The sequence below is a fragment of the Marinilabilia salmonicolor JCM 21150 genome, assembly GCF_000259075.1.
GTDB lineage: Bacteria > Bacteroidota > Bacteroidia > Bacteroidales > Marinilabiliaceae > Marinilabilia > Marinilabilia salmonicolor.
In genome coordinates this window covers 82,215-102,590 of record NZ_AJKI01000022.1, presented here as the reverse complement: position 1 = coordinate 102,590, position 20,376 = coordinate 82,215, and the positions used below count along the sequence as shown (strand labels likewise).

The 20,376-nt window shown below is 41.2% G+C and carries 13 protein-coding genes; 6 read left to right on the top strand and 7 right to left on the bottom strand.

The window, feature by feature from the left end:
- Window positions 1–166: 166 nt before the first annotated feature.
- The 3 genes from W7W_RS0112420 to W7W_RS22180 all read left to right on the top strand — a co-directional run bounded on the left by W7W_RS0112420 (window position 167) and on the right by W7W_RS22180 (window position 6,353).
- Window positions 167–850, top strand: coding sequence for a TonB-dependent receptor plug domain-containing protein (locus W7W_RS0112420; RefSeq protein WP_010664066.1), 684 nt, complete (start codon window positions 167–169; stop codon window positions 848–850).
- A 409-nt stretch (window positions 851–1,259) separates the two neighbouring features.
- Window positions 1,260–4,463: a carbamoyl-phosphate synthase large subunit gene (gene carB, locus W7W_RS0112410; RefSeq protein ID WP_010664065.1), complete on the top strand. Its 3,204-nt coding sequence runs from the start codon at window positions 1,260–1,262 to the stop codon at window positions 4,461–4,463.
- Window positions 4,464–4,901: 438 nt separating this feature from the next.
- Window positions 4,902–6,353 carry a DUF1080 domain-containing protein gene (locus tag W7W_RS22180; protein WP_025007010.1) on the top strand — a complete coding sequence of 484 codons (1,452 nt, stop codon included), beginning with the start codon at window positions 4,902–4,904 and terminating at the stop codon, window positions 6,351–6,353.
- Between the two features lie 37 nt (window positions 6,354–6,390).
- Here the strand turns inward: W7W_RS22180 and W7W_RS0112400 are convergent, their stop codons facing one another.
- From W7W_RS0112400 to W7W_RS22930, 3 genes are all read right to left on the bottom strand, one after another.
- Window positions 6,391–6,855 (bottom strand): hypothetical protein, encoded by a 465-nt coding sequence (locus W7W_RS0112400; RefSeq protein ID WP_010664063.1) that lies wholly within the window; start codon window positions 6,853–6,855, stop codon window positions 6,391–6,393.
- Between the two features lie 89 nt (window positions 6,856–6,944).
- Window positions 6,945–7,892, bottom strand: coding sequence for an aldo/keto reductase (locus W7W_RS0112395; protein WP_010664062.1), 948 nt, complete (start codon window positions 7,890–7,892; stop codon window positions 6,945–6,947).
- A 105-nt stretch (window positions 7,893–7,997) separates the two neighbouring features.
- Entirely contained in the window at window positions 7,998–8,444 is a 447-nt protein-coding gene (locus W7W_RS22930; RefSeq protein WP_010664061.1) for a hypothetical protein, read from the bottom strand.
- A gap of 438 nt (window positions 8,445–8,882) precedes the next feature.
- Here W7W_RS22930 and W7W_RS0112385 point away from each other — a divergent pair, with 438 nt between their 5' ends.
- Window positions 8,883–9,833 (top strand): tRNA dihydrouridine synthase, encoded by a 951-nt coding sequence (locus W7W_RS0112385; RefSeq protein ID WP_010664060.1) that lies wholly within the window; start codon window positions 8,883–8,885, stop codon window positions 9,831–9,833.
- Between the two features lie 374 nt (window positions 9,834–10,207).
- Window positions 10,208–12,649 carry a TonB family protein gene (locus W7W_RS22170; protein WP_010664059.1) on the top strand — a complete coding sequence of 814 codons (2,442 nt, stop codon included), beginning with the start codon at window positions 10,208–10,210 and terminating at the stop codon, window positions 12,647–12,649.
- 458 nt (window positions 12,650–13,107) lie between these two features.
- Here W7W_RS22170 and W7W_RS0112370 read toward each other — a convergent pair whose 3' ends face one another.
- From W7W_RS0112370 to W7W_RS0112355, 3 genes are all read right to left on the bottom strand, one after another.
- Window positions 13,108–14,310 carry a hypothetical protein gene (locus W7W_RS0112370; protein WP_010664058.1) on the bottom strand — a complete coding sequence of 401 codons (1,203 nt, stop codon included), beginning with the start codon at window positions 14,308–14,310 and terminating at the stop codon, window positions 13,108–13,110.
- A 796-nt stretch (window positions 14,311–15,106) separates the two neighbouring features.
- Complete coding sequence (gene mnmE, locus W7W_RS0112360) at window positions 15,107–16,519, bottom strand: tRNA uridine-5-carboxymethylaminomethyl(34) synthesis GTPase MnmE (RefSeq protein ID WP_010664056.1); 1,413 nt, start codon at window positions 16,517–16,519, stop codon at window positions 15,107–15,109.
- A gap of 184 nt (window positions 16,520–16,703) precedes the next feature.
- Window positions 16,704–17,711: a D-xylose ABC transporter substrate-binding protein gene (locus W7W_RS0112355; RefSeq protein WP_010664055.1), complete on the bottom strand. Its 1,008-nt coding sequence runs from the start codon at window positions 17,709–17,711 to the stop codon at window positions 16,704–16,706.
- Window positions 17,712–18,160: 449 nt separating this feature from the next.
- Between W7W_RS0112355 and W7W_RS0112350 the strand changes: the two genes are divergently transcribed.
- Complete coding sequence (locus W7W_RS0112350) at window positions 18,161–18,703, top strand: WcaF family extracellular polysaccharide biosynthesis acetyltransferase (protein ID WP_010664054.1); 543 nt, start codon at window positions 18,161–18,163, stop codon at window positions 18,701–18,703.
- Window positions 18,704–18,760: 57 nt separating this feature from the next.
- Here the strand turns inward: W7W_RS0112350 and W7W_RS0112345 are convergent, their stop codons facing one another.
- Complete coding sequence (locus tag W7W_RS0112345) at window positions 18,761–20,374, bottom strand: hypothetical protein (protein ID WP_010664053.1); 1,614 nt, start codon at window positions 20,372–20,374, stop codon at window positions 18,761–18,763.
- Window positions 20,375–20,376 lie beyond the last annotated feature (2 nt).

The window sequence follows — 20,376 nt, the reverse complement described above, 5'->3', positions numbered from 1 at the left end:
TTAATCATTTCAGAAGATATCTGAATCAGGAGTAAGGGTTTTTATTTATATCATTGTCTAATGTTTGAAGATCATTCACTTTTGACGGTTAAACCACTTTCATTATTGTTGATCTAACAATTGTAGCTGAATTAACCCTGATTTTTAAATTATAAGGAGAAACGTTATGAAGACTTATTTTTTTAGTATCCTACTCTTTGTTATTCTGGCTGGATTTTCGACCAATGCCCAGACCAGAATTATAGAAGGACAGGTAACGACTTTGGATAATCTGCCCGTGGCCAATTTTGAAGTTCATGCCAAAAAGAGTGGAGCCGGAATCAGTACAGATTCTCTTGGGCGTTTCAGTATCGTCACCAAAGAAAAAGATGTTTTGCTTTTTAAGGGAAAAGTATTTCGAAATGAGCGGGTTCGAATAAATGAAAAAATTATAGATTCTGTTTTTGTTCATGTTAACTTTATTCCAACACCGGAAAATAAAAAGCGGGCAGTTGGATATGGGTATGTGGATGAAAATGAATTGATTAATTCCATTTCTCACATGGGCCCCGAAAATGAGGACTTCTGCAATTATTCGGATATTTTTGAGCTTATCCGCGGACGGCTTCCGGGGGTTGAAGTCCGGGGAGGTGGCCAGAATGCAGAAGTAGTTATTCGGGGGACCAGTTCTCTGAATCTATCGAGCTGTGCCTTGTATGTTGTGGATGGGGTTGTTGTTAGATCCATTTCACATATAAGCCCCTGCCATGTGGCCAGTATAGATGTAATCAAGGATGCGGGATCATCTATTTATGGAAGTCGCGGAGCCAACGGAGTGGTTTTAATTGAAACAAAAAGAGGCGGTGAATGAGATTTAATTGTTCTAACCTGAATTATTTATCCGTTTAAAATTTGTTTATTATGGTCGTATTGAACTCGCAAACTTGCTCGTTTCGTTATTCCCTTCATCAATTTTCTTTGCGGTTGCCATTATTTATTGGTATTTGAGCATCTCATAACGAAAACTTATGAATAGACCAGGATAAGAGGGCTTTTTTTGCAAAAATTAAGCAATTTCAAAAAGACAATTCATGGTACCAGTTTTGGGAGTGTAAATAAAGAAGCAGGAAAATGGAATACCAAAAAAAAGAGAAAAACACCTCCTCTCCGATTAATAAATTATATTTTTGTGGAATAAAAATTAACTATTTGTTATTTTTTTAGTGCAATTTGAAGAAAGTTGTCAGAAACTGGTAACCAAAATGACTCAAATATAAATTATGGCTAAACGAAACGACATCCACAAAGTGTTAATTATCGGGTCAGGACCCATTATTATTGGTCAGGCTTGTGAATTTGATTATTCGGGCACTCAGGCTTGTAAAGCACTGAAATCACTGGGGTATGAAATTGTATTGGTCAATTCAAACCCGGCAACCATCATGACGGATCCTTCCACTGCCGATGTAACCTATATCGAGCCTTTGAATGAATTTGCACTGACTAAAATTATAGAAAAGGAGCGTCCCGATGCGTTGTTGCCCAATCTGGGAGGACAAACAGCCTTGAACCTTTCTTTGACGCTGGCCAATAAAGGGATTCTTGATCAATACAATGTGGAGGTCATCGGGGTGAACCTGAAAGCCATTGAAAAGGGTGAAGATCGTACAGAGTTTAAGAACTCTATGGTTTCTCTTGGCATCGACATGCCGAAAAGTAAGGCGGTGGAGACCGTGGAAGATGCCGAAGCTTTTGCTGCAGAGCTTGGATATCCGGTGGTAATTCGTCCTGCCTATACCATGGGGGGAACCGGTGGAGGATTGGTTTATAACCTTGAGGAGCTGCGAACTGTGGCTGCTCGTGGTATTGCGGCCAGTATGGTGAATCAGATTCTGGTGGAAGAATCGGTTCTGGGCTGGGAGGAGCTGGAGCTGGAAGTAGTTCGTGATTCCAAAAACCAGATGATTACTGTCTGCTTTATCGAAAATGTGGATGCCATCGGAGTGCACACTGGTGACTCGTTTTGTACAGCACCTATGCTGACTATTTCTGAAGAGCTGCAACAGCGTCTTCAGGAATATGCCTACCGTATTGTATCTGATATTGGAGTGATTGGCGGAACCAATGTGCAGTTTGCACACGATCCGGTGACGGACAGGGTCGTGGTTATAGAAATTAACCCGCGTACTTCGCGCTCATCGGCCCTGGCCAGTAAAGCAACAGGATTTCCTATTGCCTATGTTTCTGCTTTGCTGGCAGGTGGATTAACGCTTGATGAGATTCCCTACTGGCGCGATGGTTCGCTGGAAAAATATACTCCAGGTGGTGATTATGTGGTGGTGAAGTTTGCCAAATGGGCCTTTGAAAAATTCGATGGGCTCACCGATAAACTGGGCACACAGATGCAAGCCGTAGGTGAGGTGATGAGTATTGGTAAAACTTATAAAGAGGCATTTCATAAAGCCATACGTTCGTTGGAAATTGACCGCTATGGACTGGGGTTTGCAAAAGATTTTAACGAAAAATCCCTTGATGAACTGATGCTAATGCTCAATGTGGCCACCAGCGAGCGGCAGTTTATCATGTATGAGGCTCTTCGCAAGGGTGCCGGGGTGGATGAATTGTTTGAAAAGACCTACATCAACCGATGGTTCATCACGCAAATGAAAGAACTGGTTGAACTGGAAGAAAAAATATTGTCGTTCAAAGGGAAAGAGCTGCCTGATGAGGTTTTTATGGAGGCTAAGAAGGATGGCTTTGCTGATAAATATTTGGCGCAGTTGCTTGGAATTGCGGAGAAGGAAATCCGTGACAGGCGTAAAAAACTCGGGCTGAACGAGGCCTGGGAGCCTGTTCCTGTCAGTGGTGTCGAGGAAGATGCCGCTTATTACTACTCGACCTACAATGCCCCCAACAAAGTAAAAACCAGCGATAAGAAAAAAATTATGGTGCTGGGTGGAGGCCCAAACCGCATTGGTCAGGGTATTGAGTTCGATTATTGTTGTGTACATGCAGCTTTTGCGCTCAAGGATGCCGGCTACGAGTCTATTATGGTGAATTGTAACCCGGAGACAGTTTCCACCGATTTCGATACGTCAGATAAGCTTTATTTTGAGCCACTGACTGCTGAGGATGTATTGAGCATCTATGAGCAGGAGCAGCCCGAAGGTGTGATTGTGCAGTTTGGGGGTCAGACTCCGCTGAACCTGGCCAAAGAATTGGAAGAAGCAGGAGTGAAGATCCTGGGTACCTCTCCGCATACAATTGATTTGGCCGAAGACCGGGACCAGTTCCGTCAGATTATGGAGAAACTGGAAATTCCACAACCTGAGTCGGGTATGGCCAGTTCGCTGGACGAAGCGCTAAAAATAGCTGACCGCATCGGATATCCTTTGATGATTCGTCCTTCGTATGTATTGGGGGGACGTGCCATGCGCATCATTCTTGACGAAGAGATGCTGGAGCAATATGTTAAAACAGCCACCATTGTCTCTCCTGACCGTCCGTTGTTGATTGATAAGTTTCTGGAAGACGCCATCGAGGCGGAAGCTGATGCCATATCTGATGGAACAGAAGCTTTTGTGCCTGCGGTAATGCAACACATCGAATATGCCGGTATTCATTCGGGTGATTCGGCTTGTGTTATTCCGCCTGTAGTGATTCCTCAGAAGCACATCGACACGATGAAAGAATATACCCGTCGTATTGCATTGGAGATGAATGTGAAGGGATTGATGAATATTCAGTACGCCATTTATGATGATACGGTTTACATAATCGAAGCCAATCCCCGCGCATCGCGTACGGTTCCTTTGGTGTCCAAGGTTTGTGGGGTCTCAATGGTGCCCATCGCCACTGATTTGTTGCTGGGTAAAGACCTGAAATCATTTGCGCTCAAAGAGAAAGTTTTTAAGCACTACGGGGTAAAAGAGGCCGTTTTTCCGTTTAACATGTTTGCCGAAGTGGATCCGTTATTGGGACCTGAAATGCGTTCTACCGGTGAGGTTCTCGGACTGGCAGAGAATTATGGAATGGCCTTTTTTAAATCTCAGGAAGCTACCAAATCAGGACTGCCAATTGAAGGTAATGTACTAATTACTGTGGGAAACCGTGACAAAGACAAAATTGTAGAGGTTGCAAAGAATTTCCGGGATATGAATTTTGGTATTCTTGCAACAAAAGGAACTGCTGCTTTTCTGAAGGAGCATGGTATTGATTCGAAAGAAATCAAAAAAGTACATGAAGGACGCCCCAATATTGTGGATGCCATTAAAAACGGAGAAATTCAGCTGGTTGTAAATACTCCGGAAGGCAAGGAGAGTGAATACGATGATTCATACATCCGCAAGAATGCAATAAAGTTTAATATTCCTTACATTACCACCACTTCTGCTGCATTGGCTGCCACTGAAGGAATTCGTGAGCGGCTCAAAGGGGATTACAAAGTGAAGTCTCTACAGGAGTATCATGCAGAAATCAAGTAGATTCCAAAGTTCGGGCAGTATGAAACGAGTCCTGTAAAGTTTGGACTTGTTTCATTACCCTAATTAGTGCCCGTCTATAAACTAAGCGTTTTTCACGTGTTTGAGATAGAAAGTTCAAATTCAAGGCGTGTGAAAAATCTAAACCGCAGAATACTAATGTATTTGAGGATTTAGATTTTGAGCAACAACGCAGAAGTTGGTCTTTATAGACAAACACTAATTTCACTGATAAATTATTTACTGATGAAACGAGCATGATATTATATAAGCATAAATTTTACAAACCGTGTGTAGCTGAAGCTTTACCGCCGCGCCTTCGGCAAGCCTTTGGCGTCCGATGGGAGGCACAAGAATATTTTTAAAAAATATTATGCATGAGCGAAGCGGTTCCATTCGTTCTCATTTTTTTTAATCGGTCAATTACAAAATTTTAAAAGGATGAAAACATTCACAATTTTGCTTTGGATAATGTTTGTGTTAACCTCTTGTCAGGTTAAAGAAGCAGACGGTAAGTGGCGATCATTATTTGATGGCAGGACTTTGGACGGATGGGAAATTTCAAACACTACCGGAGGTAATGTCAATATTGAAAATGGGAGTATTGAATTAAACGGTTCAGATGTTGTCTTGTTTTATGATGGTAGATACAGGAATTTTGAATTTGAGGCTTTAGTGAAATCAGGCAAAGATGCTATTGGCGGGATATTATTTCATACGCAGAGTGGTTCAGAAAGAGCTTTTGAGGAAGGTTATGCAATTCAAATCAATAACAATCATATAGGAAGATTAGGTCGTAAGACAGGGAGTATCTGTAAAGTAAGAAATATTTATTATCCAATTGTTGAAAATGATGAGTGGTTTAAAATACGAATTAAGGTAGTTGAAAATCACATCCAGGTTTATATAAACAACCGGAAAGTCAATGATTATGTTGAGCCTGAAAATCCATGGAGATGGGAGGGGGCAGAGTTGGTGAGAACTGGTATTGGAACTATTGCGCTCCAAAGTGAAGATGCCGGAGGTTCATTGTGGTATAAAGAACTCCGTATCCGTGAAATACCTGAATCTGAGCCAAGAGAAATGGTCGTTTCAGAAGATTGGGATAAACAAGTAACCAGACTGATGTCTCAAGGTTTTCCGTTGGTTGACTATCATGTGCATTTAAAGGGGGGATTGACGCTTGGTGAGGTAGTGGACCAATCTCAGAAATTAGGTATCAATTATGGGATTGCTCCTAATTGTGGATTGCATTTTCCGGTTACTAATGATTCTTCTTTGTATGCATATTTTGAGGGTGTAAAAGAGGCTCCTGTCTATAAAGGAATGCAGGCAGAAGGACGCGAATGGGTGACCCTTTTTTCTCCAGAGGCGATTGCAGGTTTTGACTATGTTTTTACCGATGCCATGACTTTTACTGACGATAAAGGACGTAGGAACAGAATTTGGATTCCGGAAGAAGTCTGGGTGGATGATAAAAAGCAATTCATGGATCAATTGGTAGCGAAAATTGAAGCGATTTTTTCCCTTGAACCGGTTGATATATATGTTAATCCTACCGTTTTGCCCGATGTGCTTATGAATGAGTACGATGAGTTGTGGACTGAAGACCGGAAACAAAGAGTGATTAATGTTTTGGCTGAAAACGATGTGGCGCTTGAGATAAATGCCCGTTACAGGTTACCAAAACCTGATATGATCAAAATGGCCAAAGAAGCTGGAATTAAATTTACATTTGGAACCAATAATACAGGCAGGAACTTAGGGAAACTCGACTATTGTTTGGAAATGATTGAAGAGTGCGATTTGAGCCCTGAAAATATGTTCGAGATAAAACCGGATACTTTAAAACCTATAAATGTAAAAGGATTGCCACAAAGTATTACCGGATAATCGGATATTATTTAACATTGGGCAATTCTTTGGTGTTTTAGTTTTCGTCGAAGGGATTGTCAAAAGGGACGTCATCATCAGGATCCTTATCAAATGGTCCTACTCCTGGAGGGTTGAAAAGCCCCCAACGATCGATGATGTAATTCCACTGGTCGAAGGATTGTACCCAACGAATAAAAATCAGGCGGTATTCCTCTATCAGGTCGCGAACCATATCGAAATAGTCCACATACTTGAATCCATAAATCTCCAGCGAATGGTTGCTCACCATCAAATCGTGGGCGGCTTTTCTGATTATGGCCGCATTTTCCATACGAATGTCATAAAGGTCACCTCCTTCAGCTCCGCTTACCTTGGCTGTTAGCATCATGGCATCACCAAGCATTTGGCCTTTGAGGTGCTGCAGTTCTTTTGAATCTTCAGGAATAAGTTCTCCTATTTGGTGTACAATGTCAAAAATCTCTTTCCCTTTGGCTGTGAGTTCCTGATGTGGTTTAAGCATGGATTAGTGTTTTGGGTTCGAAAATTCATTTGTTAAGGTCGGTTGGAGTTCGCATGCAATAACTAATAGCAATCGTCGCCATGCTCGTTTCATTCCCATTCCGGAAACTGTGTGGTGTTTAAGTCCAATCCGGAAATGATATTCATATCGGTTTCATCAAGTTTAAAATCAAAAATATTGAGGTTTTCCATCATGTGCGCCTTTTGCGAAGTTCTTGGAATGGCAACGATTCCTCTTTGGTAGTGCCACCTTAAACTCACCTGGGCATTGTTCTTATTGTATTTTTTCCCTATGCTGGCAAGTGTTTCATTGGTGAAATGACCATTTCGGCCCTGAGCCAAAGGCGACCAGGCCTCCATTTGTATGTTGTGTTGCTCCAGAAACTTATTTGCTTCAGGTTGCTGGAAAAAAGCATGTGTTTCAATTTGGTTAACTGCAGGCTTAATTTTACTTGTTGCCATAAGATCCTGCAGGTGATTTTGTTCAAAGTTACTAACACCAATGGCCCTTATCCGACCTTCTTTATAGAGTTCTTCCATGGCTTTCCAGGATCCTTTAACATCCCCCCGTGGTCTGTGTATCAGGTATAAGTCCAGATAATCCAACCCCAGTTTATTCAAGGATGTTTCAAAGGCTTTTTTTGTTTTTTCATAGCCGGAGTCATCCACCCAAACTTTTGAGGTTACGAACAGTTTATCTCTTTCTATGCCGCTTTTTTTAATACCTGCTCCCACGGCTTCCTCATTTTCATAGATGGTGGCTGTATCAATAAGCCGGTACCCCAGGGAAATGGCATCGCTAACACATCTTTTCCCCTCTTCTCCGTTCAGGTAAAGGGTGCCAAATCCCAGAACAGGCATTTTTATGCCGTTGTTCAGCAGGACATTTTCTATTGTAGTTGTTGTTACAGGAGTGTGAGATGCACCCAATAACCTTGTGGCACCGAAGGTGGCTAAAAAAGCAGATGCTGAATATTTTGCGCTTTTTTGTAAAAATTCCCGTCGGTTTATCCCGTCTATTTGAAGCTTGTTTTTCATGATTGTTGCCATTTGAATTGAAAGAAAAATCTGTAAACTGTGAAAAGTTTAACGGATACCAATATACAAATGTTTGGTTAGATGGAGTTCGTATGCAAATTTAGATTATATATTGAGTTTTATTTGTGTTAAAACGATGGTGTATATGAAAGACCAGATTACTTGTCCCAAAGCAAGAAACAGATAATTTGTCCTCTTCTTTCCATAGTATTTTGTTGTAAGAAAAGTACCTATCGGTATTGACAAGAGCACAGGAGTAAGGATCGCAATTCCGGGCATTCCATACTTTGACTTTAACATTACCAGCCGTCTGTTGGATTTTGTGAATTTTTTCTTCTTTTTCCGTTTTGTGCCGGACTTCCCTGGAAATATTTTGTTCCACAGCAAAATAAGTCCTTTGGAAAAAAACAGAGAGACGATAATACCAATAAACCCTCCAACATTGGTGTATAAAATTATCTCGGTAAAAGTCATCTTAAAAAGATAGATAGCTACCGGAAAAGTAGCGGCAAATTTCCAGGTGGATGAAAGAATGATGAGGATTGCGTCCATTTGGTATTGTTGAGTTTTAGCGCCGGCAATAATACAAAAAATAACACTATTGTCCGGGAAAAACTATTATTTTGGAAGCAGATTGCTTCCCACTTCGCTTCTCGCGGTCGCAATGACTCCGTCTTAAAGGGTATAGCAGGGTTGGTAGGGATTCGTCAATGCGAGTACTTACCCCAAAAAAAGTTTTGGGAATAATGTGTAAATGACAGAATTGGCTCGTCCCTGAAAGGGGGCAAATTTGAATCGAAGATCGACGATAGTCAATAACCCCGGGTCGATAACCCGGGGTAAGGCAGAACGATTGGGATCAGGTCCCCGAATGGGGGCCAACAATTACAACCTTGACTTTCCGCTTGTTGTAAAAATCTGTCATTGGTAACGTAGTGAAACAATCTCCATTTTATAATCGGACACCAATATTAATAAATTATTGTTTTTATGAGTTTTACGTTGCTTTCTTCTCCGTTACAGGGCTTCACAGATTTCAGATTCAGAAATGCCGTTGAGAAATATTTTGGTGGAATAGATGCCTGGTATGCGCCTTATATAAGGTTACAGAAGCATTTGGAGATAAAGAATTCTTATCAGCGGGATCTTTTGCCGGAGAATAATCAGGTAAGCAGTTTGATTCCTCAGGTGATGACCAATAGTGCGGAAGAGTTTCTATTTGTGGCCAAATATGTGCTGGATTTGGGATATAACGAACTGAACTGGAACCTTGGGTGTCCGTATCCGATGGTGACAAAACGTGGTTTAGGCTCCGGAATGTTAAAGCATAAGGAGCAGATTGATGACCTGTTGACCAGAGTTGCCGACGAATCAGATATTACCATATCCCTGAAAATGCGTCTGGGGTATGAGGATAACCGGGAAATATTAGACTTGCTGCCACTTCTGGAAAAGCACAGTATCAAAAATATTGTGATTCATCCACGTCTGGGCAAACAGTTGTACAAAGGTGAGGCAGATTTGGATCAGTTTCAGCGATGCATTGAAAATACCAGTCATCAGATCTGTTATAATGGGGATATATCTTCAGTAGCTAAATTCAGAGAACTGCGGCAGCGATTTCCTTCTATTAACAGTTGGGCTATTGGTCGGGGAGTCATCGCCAATCCTTTTTTGCCGGCCATGATACAGGCGGATGCAGACCAATTGCCGGAGAATTGGATTGAATCCTTCAGTCGTTTTCATGATGCGCTTTTTCAATCCTACGAAGAGGCTTTGTCCGGCCCTGGGCATATCTTGATAAAGATGCAGAGCTTTTGGGAATATTTTTCTCAACTGTTTTCCAATCCCCATAAAGCATTTAAAAGAATAAAAAAGGCCAAAAATATGGAAGCTTATCATGAGGCAGTACGTGTCAATCTGACTTGTGAGGGAGATTGAATAGGAGCTAAGAGTTCATGTGTCGAAGAGGAAAGCTTGAAATAACATTATTTTTAGTTGAAATCCAACATAATTTTCGGTTCTTATTAGAGAATTTTGTTAAAAATATGTAATAAATAGTTTTTATACTCTTCTGAAATATTTTGGCTAAAATGTCTATCAGTGGGTGTTGTGAAGAAAAATAGAAAAACACCTCCAATGGTTAACCAAACTTAACATTCTTTTAAAATATTCAAATATTCGTGTGCACTGTTTATTTTCAGTCTCTTTTGTGGTAGCTTTAGGTAAAGGTAACAGGATCTTAACATCGGCTTAACAGCCTGATTGTTGCTCTCTTCTTCTTTTATTGTCAAACCCTCCTAAAGCACTTTACCATGCGAACCAAAGATCTTTTATCCAAAGCAACAGTATTATTTATTATTTTGTCTGGTTGCATCATGACTACTGCCATGGTACAAGACAAAAATGCTTCTCCCTATTTCGTGGTATTATCCGATGCGGATGAGAAAGCCAGCCTGCCACTGAAATCGACTGATGTTGATGTAGAAATTTCCGGGGTTATTGCAGATGTAACGGTCAACCAAACCTACGTCAACACAGGTGAGTCTGTTATTGAGGCCATCTATGTGTTTCCTGCTTCTACCAGAGCTGCCGTTTACAAAATGGTGATGAAAGTGGGTGACAGAGTTATTACGGCCAAAATTGAAGAAAAAGACAAAGCCAGAAAACGATATGAGAACGCAAAGAAGGAGGGGAGGACAGCATCATTGCTTGAGGAAAAGCGTCCAAACGTTTTCAAAATGAATGTGGCCAATATTGTGCCCGGGGCCACAGTTGAGGTGAAGATGTCGTACACCGAGCTCCTGGTGCCATCTGATAAAATATATGAATTCGTTTATCCCACCGTGGTTGGTCCCCGATACGTAAGTAAGGGAGAAATCGCCGAAGCTTCAACAGAAACCTGGACCGGTAACCCTTATCTTAAAGCAGGAGAAAAACCAGCTTCCACACTTGATATCGACATTGAGTTGAATACCGGTTTGCCCATTCAGGATATTCGATGCGAGACTCACAGTAACAAAATAGATTATCAGGCGAAATCATCTGCATCATTATCTATGGACGAACCTTATGGGGGCAACCGCGATTTTGTGATGCAATATCGTCTGGCAGGCGATCAGATTGAAACAGGGGTTTTGTTGTATGATAGTCCGGATGGGGAAAAATTCTTTTTGGCCATGATGCAACCTCCGGAAAGGGTGCAGCCGGAAGATATTCCTGCCCGTGAGTATGTCTTTATAGTGGATATTTCCGGCTCTATGTCCGGCTTTCCGTTGGATATTTCCAAAAAATTGATGAAAAGTCTGCTTTCCGGATTACGCGGGAAAGATCTTTTCAATATTGTCTTCTTTTCGGGCGGTTCCTTCATCTATAATGAAGAATCATTGCCTGCTACGGAGGCGAATATTGATGATGCCATTCAGTTTATGGATAACCGGCGTGGAGGAGGAGGAACCGAATTGCTCAATGCGCTGAAGAGTGCCATGGGATTGAATGGACGTGAAAATTATGCCCGGTCGTTTGTTATTCTTACCGATGGCTATGTGTCCGTGGAGGATGAAACCTTCGATTATATTCGCAACAACCTGGGAAATGCCAACTTCTTTTCCTTTGGAATAGGACGTGGAGTAAACAGACATCTGATAGAGGGAATGGCCCACGTGGGATATGGCGAAGCTTTTGTGGCCATGAATAATGGCGAGGCTGTTAAGCAGGCCGGGAGGTTCGAAAAATACATCTCTAAACCTGTATTAACCGGCATCGATTACTTCTTCGAAGGTTTTGAGGCTTATGATGTTCTGCCTGAAAATATTCCTGATCTGTTTGCCGAAAGACCCATTATTATATCAGGAAAATATCGTGGCGAGCCAAAAGGTGTTCTGAAAGTAACAGGAACATCCGGGAGGAGTGAAATATCAAAAACGCTGAACATTAAAGCTGATGGTCAGGAAAATATGGCGTTGAAATATCTCTGGGCCAGAGAGAAAATTCGTTTGCTGGGGGATTATGCTTCTTTAGACAGCTATGACTATGGGAATTCTGACAAAAAGGAAGCCCTTAAAAGGGAAATTACTCAACTCGGACTGAAATACAATCTTCTCACTCAATACACTTCATTTATTGCAGTTGATTCCGTGATTTCCAATAAGGGAGGGAAACAAATGACTGTTAAACAGCCTAATCCTTTGCCGGAAGGTGTAAGCAATTATGCTATTGGTGAGGATGAAGAGGAGATTATTCCCATTACCAGTCAGGAAAGAGTCCAGCCACCGCCGCCACCTGCACCTAAGGTCACCGATGTGTTGAATATTGTTGACGATGATGTGGCGCTTGAAGAAGCCCTGATTATTGAAGATAGTGAAGCTATGATGGAGACTGAAATTTATTTCTCCGGTATTCAGACTGAATATGAAAGTGAAGAATCCGCTGTCTTTTTTATTGTAGAGGATATGCCGGAATTTCCGGGAGGCGATGTTGCGATGCATAATTATCTTACGCAGAATATTCAATATCCGCCCGAAGCACGGGAAAATGGAATTCAAGGTCGTGTTTACGTCTCCTTTGTCATCGATACCGATGGTAGCATTGTTGATGTTAGAATTGTACGGAGTATTTCGCCTTCACTCGATGCGGAAGCCATCAGAATAGTAAAATCCATGCCCCGGTGGAAACCAGGTGCGCAAAGAGGAAAATCCGTGCGGGTATCTTATACGGTGCCGATCAATTTTGTGTTGGAGAAGGGTGAGGAGAAATGAATAATATCGGAAATCATGTAGTACTTACCTGTTAAAGATATCAGATTTAGATTTAAGCCCGGTGTGATTGTATGCCGGGCTCTTTCATACCTTTAATTAGCATTAGCTAAATGAAACGAGCATGGCAACGATTGTCACAAGAGAACATGTATAAACTCTTGCATGCGAGTTCCATCTTACCAATAATTTAGATAAATTATGAATAGTTCAGGTTAGATATAATTTTCCATTTAACGGCGATTTTATTTGTTAATGAATATAACAAATGCTGTTTTTTTTTCTTTGCTGGAGAATGTTTTTTGAAAAATTGCACTACAGATAGTGCGATATTTGTAATAAAATGCACTCATAAAGTGCGTTTTTTAAAAATAATAATAAATTCCAGTGAGTTTTCCACCTCTGCATTTCAGGTTTATAGTTTAAGCTTTGTGTTACCAGAGGAGGATTATTCAGAAAATTTATTTGGTAATCTGTTTTTTTCTAAAGAATACGACTTCACATAAATAAGGTAAAAAGCCTAAGAATAAAAGTAAAATCATCCATCCATATTGATTCTCTCGAGCACAGAGCCATACTGAAAAAATACTCCAAACGATGCCGACAAGAAAATGAGGTATTTTTGTGTGTTTTTTGAGGAGACTTACTTCTATCCTTTGTTCTTTATTCTTTAAAATTGGACTTTCAGATATTGGAAAATATGTATCTAATTCGTGCATGCATTGATTGAAATTACCACCTGTTTTTTTGTGATAATTAAGTAAATCTTCGAATTTTTCAAGAATTGTCTTTTTTAACTTTATGTCCAATGAATGCTTTAATTCAAACTGACATTTAGGAATAGAATAGTTCTTTGATTGGCCAGATATATCTTTATAATATGCTGTATCTGATTTATCTGCGAAACATATATGTATAATATCCTGCTTAAGGAAATTTTTAATAAATTCCTCTGTCTCTGAATAATCTAAACCTGTCAGGAATTCAAATACAGGAAATCCATGAGGAGATACTTTGGATAATTCATTGGAAAACACATTTAAAAACATGCCAAATACACCACCAGAAGGCATTTTGTAAAATGAATATACAAGTTCCATTTGTGCATTTTTGAGCTTTTGAATGTGTTTATCCGCTCGAACTAATAAAAAGGTTTGTTTTTCATTGTCAAGCTTAAAATGGCCTATTGTCCATTTTTTTGAAAGCAATTGTGAGTATTTGTCTGAAAGAAGTAAATCCCCAAATTTGGGGTAAGTTATTTTGGAAGAATCTAGCTTGATTTTTATTTGAGTTGTTTTTTTTTGTTTATTGTCAACTATCTGAAAATCATTGTTGGTATTTTCTTGACTTACACTTTTAAATGTTTTCTTGTTTGTAACTTTGGTATTTTCTTTACTAAACAATAATACATATCCTGAACCTCCATCAACTGGATTTTCATACACTGTATATTTTCCTTGTCCTACAATTAGTGGAACTTCATCTGGTATATTTTTATTAAAAGCACAATACATTGATAATTTTGTTGGACTTGTTAAAAATGGACTATCCAGATTCGGAACCCATATTCCAATTAGGTTATCATCTGAGTTCATTGCAAATCCGATACCTGATTTTCGGTCGTTTAATATTCCTTTTATCGGAACAGGACATTGCTTTTTCATAACTAATTTAATAAATAGTGTTGAACGTTTCTATGGTCATTTATGTGTTACAAAAATCCCATAGCAACTTACTGTTTTATGGCTATTATGGGGAGCACCAATTCACTTCGCTAATTAGTGTTGAAAAAGCCACATACTGGAGTGTTTTAACAATTTACCTCATAATTAATGATTTGTCAATGCTGGCGGTTAAACCTTGAGAAGAAAATACAGAAAAAGCTCCACTTCGACTTTTTGAGAAATAAAAACTGGACAGCTTCTGTCCTAAATTACGTTGAGATCCTCAAACGTCAAGAAATATAAATAACCGCCAATGAAACGAGCATGGCAACGATTGTCACAAGAAAATATGCATAATCATCTTGGGATAAAGCAATATTTGAATCAATCCACACTATTAAGAGCTAACGAGAACAGAGACTCAACAATCTTTGCAGATCTTGGCAACTACATGATCCAGGAGATCAGGTCATTATATGCGGATTTTTTAATTCCCGATGTGCACATCAAACATGAAGTTTTCGCTTTAGATTCGACAACAGTTTCACATAGCCTTAAGTTATTCAGTTGGGCTCCTGTTAAATACTCCAGAGGAGCAATATAAATCCATACGCTACTGGATTTAAGAGGAAGTATTCCTTCCTATATTCTTATCACTGATGGCATTTTTTTGGTAATTTTGATGCTCTCCCATATGCATGTATCCCAGCTGATTCGTTACCAACTTTGTGCCACTAATTTTCGTCGCAGGCAAGTTTAAAGGGTGATGCCTGTAAATCCAATAATCAGTAAGTAATTACTTTCCGATACAGAAGTTCTTAAAAATATTCCCCAGCACTTCATCCGTAGATATCTGACCCGTAATTTCACCCAGGTAATGCAACACTTCCCGTATATCCTGTGCAATAAAGTCACCCGACAAGCCGGTTTCAAGTCCCTGGCGGGTACGAAGGATACCTTCGCGTGCATTTTTGAGGGCCTCGTAGTGGCGGGCATTGGTGACAACCACTTCGTTGTGATCCAGGGCCCCAAGATTTACTGTTTTCAGGAGTTGGGAAGTTAAAGCTTCCAGGTTGATGTGTTTTTTGGCGGATAGGGGAACGATGGCATCAGTGCCAGTGAGTTCGCGGAAAGTATTTTCGGAAAAACGTTTGGCGGTGGTTTCGGGATCCACCAAATCTGTTTTGTTAATCACCACGATGAGTTGTTGATCATCGTTTTCCATGTGGTTTTTAACGTCGGAAACCGCCTGATGAATTTTCTCATCTTCATCGCGGGCATCCATCATCAGGATTACAATGGAGGCCTGCTTTATTTTGCTGTATGTGAGGGCGATTCCCATGCTCTCCACTTTATCGATGGTGTCGCGTATTCCGGCGGTGTCAATAAAACGGAAAGTGATGCCTTCAATGTTCATCACATCTTCAATCACGTCGCGTGTGGTGCCGTGAACATCCGAAACGATTGCTCTTTCTTCCTGGAGTAATGCATTCAGAAGGGTCGATTTTCCGGCGTTGGTATGTCCCACAATAGCCACGGGGATACCGTTTTTGATGGCATTTCCCAGTGAAAAAGAGCTGATCAGGCGACTGAGAACACCATCAATCTCATCAACCAGTGCGATGAGTTGCACACGGTCGGCAAACTCAACATCCTCTTCGCTGAAATCCAGTTCCAGTTCAATCAGAGAGGTAAACTCTAACAATTTACTTCTGAGGTTGATGAGTTCATTGCTAAAACCACCTTTCATTTGTTTGAGGGCAACGCGTCGTGCTGATTCACTGCGGGCAGCAATGAGGTCGGCTACTGCTTCGGCCTGACTAAGATCCATTTTCCCGTTGAGAAAAGCACGTTGAGTAAATTCACCGGGGCGGGCCAGGCGTGCGCCGTTGTCGGTGAGCAGGTGAAGGACTTCCTGTTGGATAATGGGAGCTCCGTGGCAGGATATTTCGGCGATGTCGTCGCCTGTAAAAGAGCGTGGTCCTTTAAAAATGGTGACCACCACTTCGTCAATCTCTTTGTTACCGTTGTTAATGGTTCCAAAGTGAGCAGTATGAGGAGGTTGTTCTGATAATTTTTTGTTTTTAGAAGCAGGACGAAATATCTTTTCCACGACAGAAAGAGCTTCGGGACCTGCAATACGGACTACGGCAATGGCACCGCTTCCGGGAGCGGTGGATATGGCACATATGGTATCTTCAAGAAGCATAGAATTCTTTTTTGTGCAAATGTAATATTTATAAACAGGATGGTGGATTATGAGACCTTCATATCTCAAAATCCACCATCTTTGGCTGAATCCTATTTTTTGCCCCTTACACTTGTCTTGTTTTATGTCAGGGACCAGATGGAAGAGCCAAGAGCTATGAGCTATGTGCTAACAGCTATCCCAGTTACTCAACCTCATATTCATAAATCTCCTCTTCATTCACAAAACCTTCTGATACCACGGTCATTTTTATATTCTGACGGTCAACGACCTGGGCAGAGAGAAGAACAGAGGGTACCAGTTTAAATCCATTGTGAACGGTTACATTGGTATTGAATTTTTCTTCATCTTCTGCCATTTTTATGGCCATTTCGGCAGCCGTGTGGGCCATGGCATCAATGGGCTTAAAAATGGTAATGGTTTGATAACCGGCTACGATGTTTCGGATGGCTTCCAAGTCGGCATCCTGACCGGCAACCAATACTTCTCGTTGCAGATTATGTTCCTGAAGCGCTCGGATAGCACCTCCGGCAAGTTGATCATTCCCTGCAATAATGGCGTCCAGTTCAGGGTTGGAATTATTCAGATAATCGTTAACCAGGACATAAGCTTCATCAGCATCCCAATTTTCCACATATTGATCCAGAACAATTTCTATATCTTTTCGTTCGATGAGGGGCTGCAACACATTCATCCATCCCAGATGCAATAACGCGGCGTTGTTGTCTTTCTGAGGCCCTCCCAGGAGTGCATACTTCCCAACAGGGGTTATTTTGGACAGATAATCTGCCTGCAACTCTCCGATGTTAATGTTATCAGTGGATACATAATAGTCAACATCACAATCCCTGATCATTCTATCGTAGGAAATTACAGGAATATCCTTTTTGTGGGCTTCGCGCACGATGTCCCTGGAAGAGAATAGGTCAACAGGAATTACTACCAGAACGTCCACGTGATCGTAAATCATTTGCATGGCTTGTTCCAGTTGTTTCGGTGAATTCCCTTCGGCCACACTTACCATCACTGTTCCTCCCATCTCTTCTATCTTTTTTTCAAACAGTTCTTTGTCCTTTTGCCAGCGTTCAATTTCGAGTGTGTCCATCAAAAACCCGATTTTGGGTTTGTTGCTGCAACTTGTAAGAAGGGCCACAAGCAGCAGTGTGCTGAGTAGATACCTGAATGCCTTCATCTGATTGAGATTTAGTATTATCCATTGGCGAAAATTGCCTCTCGTCCAAAGGCTGATCAGGGTGTCTGCCAATGGATAATAAGGTTAACTATTTTTTGATAATTTACGATAAATATGAATTAACGTAAAGAGTTTTTCTTCAGAGAAATTGATTTTTATCAGTTTTGCTTGATCTACGGTGAATTGCCTGAAGCTTAATTAGAGTCTGTCCATAAACTAAGCAAAATTTGTTTCTGGTTATGTGTTTGTCAAGAAATTGCCAGTTACAAGGCTTGCGAAGCCCGAAAATAAGCAGTCCCGAAGTAGCTTTTGTAAGGTTTTTTTGAACAAAAAACCAACAAAAAGCACAATCGGGATGAGGAATTTTCGGGCAAGCGTAACGCAGTAAATGGTACTTTATGGACAAACATTAAACAGTTTCTTATTATATTCACATCAAAAATCAGATTATGCAGGTTGATTTGTCCAAATACGATAACAGTTGGTTTGATCCCGGTCGGGGCATGATCGTGAGAACTGCCTGGCATTATGTAAATACATTGTTCTTTACCAATGGGTTTTTTCCGGTTTCCGGGTTTAAGGTTTTTCTGTTAAGAGTGTTTGGGGCAGAAATTGGGAGAGGGGTGGTGGTCAAGCCCCGTGTAAATATCAAATATCCGTGGAATTTGTGCGTGGGAGACTATACCTGGATAGGCGAGGAGGTGTGGATCGATAACCTCACAAAAGTGAAAATCGGATCCAACTGTTGTCTTTCGCAGGGGGCCCTTCTTCTTTGTGGAAATCACGATTATAGAAAAGAGACCTTTGATTTAATGGTAGGAGAGATTGTTATGGAAGATGGAGTATGGATTGGAGCCAATGCTATTGTTCCCGGAAATGCAGTATGCCACACGCATTCTGTACTTTCTGTTCAAAGTGTGGCTCCTGCGATTATGGAACCTTTAACAATTTACCGGGGTAATCCCGCTACCGCGGTAAAAAAGAGGATTTGATTTGCTTTATTGGCTTCATCGATCTTCTGGTCATGAATAATTCGCGGATAAAGCCCATTAAAAATAATCATAGTAAATATTTCGTAACGACGTGCGGAAAGCTACATGAAAATAGGTGCCATCAGATGTTTCCAACTCATTGGTCATTTTTCGTTTTCTGACGCCCATTTGTAGATTCATATTATTTCGGGGGTTTATCAAAAACATCACATTAAACTCAGTTTGTGTTAGGTCCGATTTTAGTCCCTGGCCGATGGAGTGACCATATTCGGCAGGGCGGGTAACATTGGGACGGTGAATATTTCCGCCATAGCTTATATCCTCATTGTAGTCCAATCCTTTGGTGGCTATCTGGTTTTTTAGTTCGAAATGCCATCGGTTTAACCGGTAACGCAGGAATGTAATGCTCTCCCTGAAATTGGCACCCAGCACATGTGCTAGTTCCTGATTGTAATGACCATAGTTTGTGATGGGTTGATAGTGAGAATAGGTATAGGGTCTAACCTGACTGTATTCTGTCTGAAAGTCCAGGTTTTTGATCCCCAGAAAATCAAAGGATTTCAGCCCCAGTTGGAATCCTTGCTTATTGGCCCACCACTTGTTACCCGAAAAAACTTCATCGGCTTTGAACTCTCCAATGACAAACTGACCGTATAGAGCGGCATTTTTCCATGGGATGTATTTCAGATTGATGCCCATGGTCATATTATCCGGTGATCCCAGGTTGTATTCCACCGGTCGGTACATAACCAAAGGCACCAGGTAGTTGGGATCAAAACCACGATGCCCCACTGTATCTTTTGCGGCCCACACAACACTTTCAAAAAGTCCCAGGCTCCAGCGTTGGCCAATGTTCCAGTTTAGGAAGTGAAAAGCACCATATTTGGAGCGGTATCGTGTATCCCCCAGCGCATCATCTCTGTAAAAGTGCTTTAGTTCACTTACCATAACCATGTATTTGGCTTTTAGGAATGTGGCAGTCATTTTTAGATAAGGATAACTGTAAGCAGCATCAGAAAGAAAGAGAGAACGGTGTCCGTCGCCAATGAAGTGTTTCCCGAATCCGGCCTGGAAATTGAAATAGCGTCCTGCATTGTAGCTGATGTATCCTGTAGATTGGGCAAAATCGTGACCATCATCACCAAAGTCTTTCCGCTTCCCCTGACCGGGAACCACCTCCCGGTTGTTTGCAAAATCGTCAATGTAAGCGGGAAAGGTGGCCTGATTTTCATACAAGTCCACATAAAAACCGACATTCTTACCCAGCTGACCTTCAATCATTGCCCCCCGGGTATTGACAAACCAGTTTTCACCGGCTGCATTGTCCCTGCCAACCTCGAAATTAAAAAGGGGATTGATGCGAATCCAAACATCATCTTCATTCCATGAAAAAAGGTCATCGGAGAAGAACCTTCCAAAAATGTTCTGCTGATGCGTTGGCTTTTTTAGGCCTCTTTGAATCAGCGAATCGACGTTGTGATATGGGGCAATTTCATCCAGTCGTACCGGGCCCACAGAACTGTGAATATTTTGTCCCGGCAGATGCAGGACTCTCTCCACGGGATTAAAAACGTGATTGTTCCAGCTGTTGTAAACCTGCCCGCGGGTATTTTGACCCGCAATAAACAGAACGATTGTGGCAAGGTAATATAATAGCGCTTGTAATTTCATGT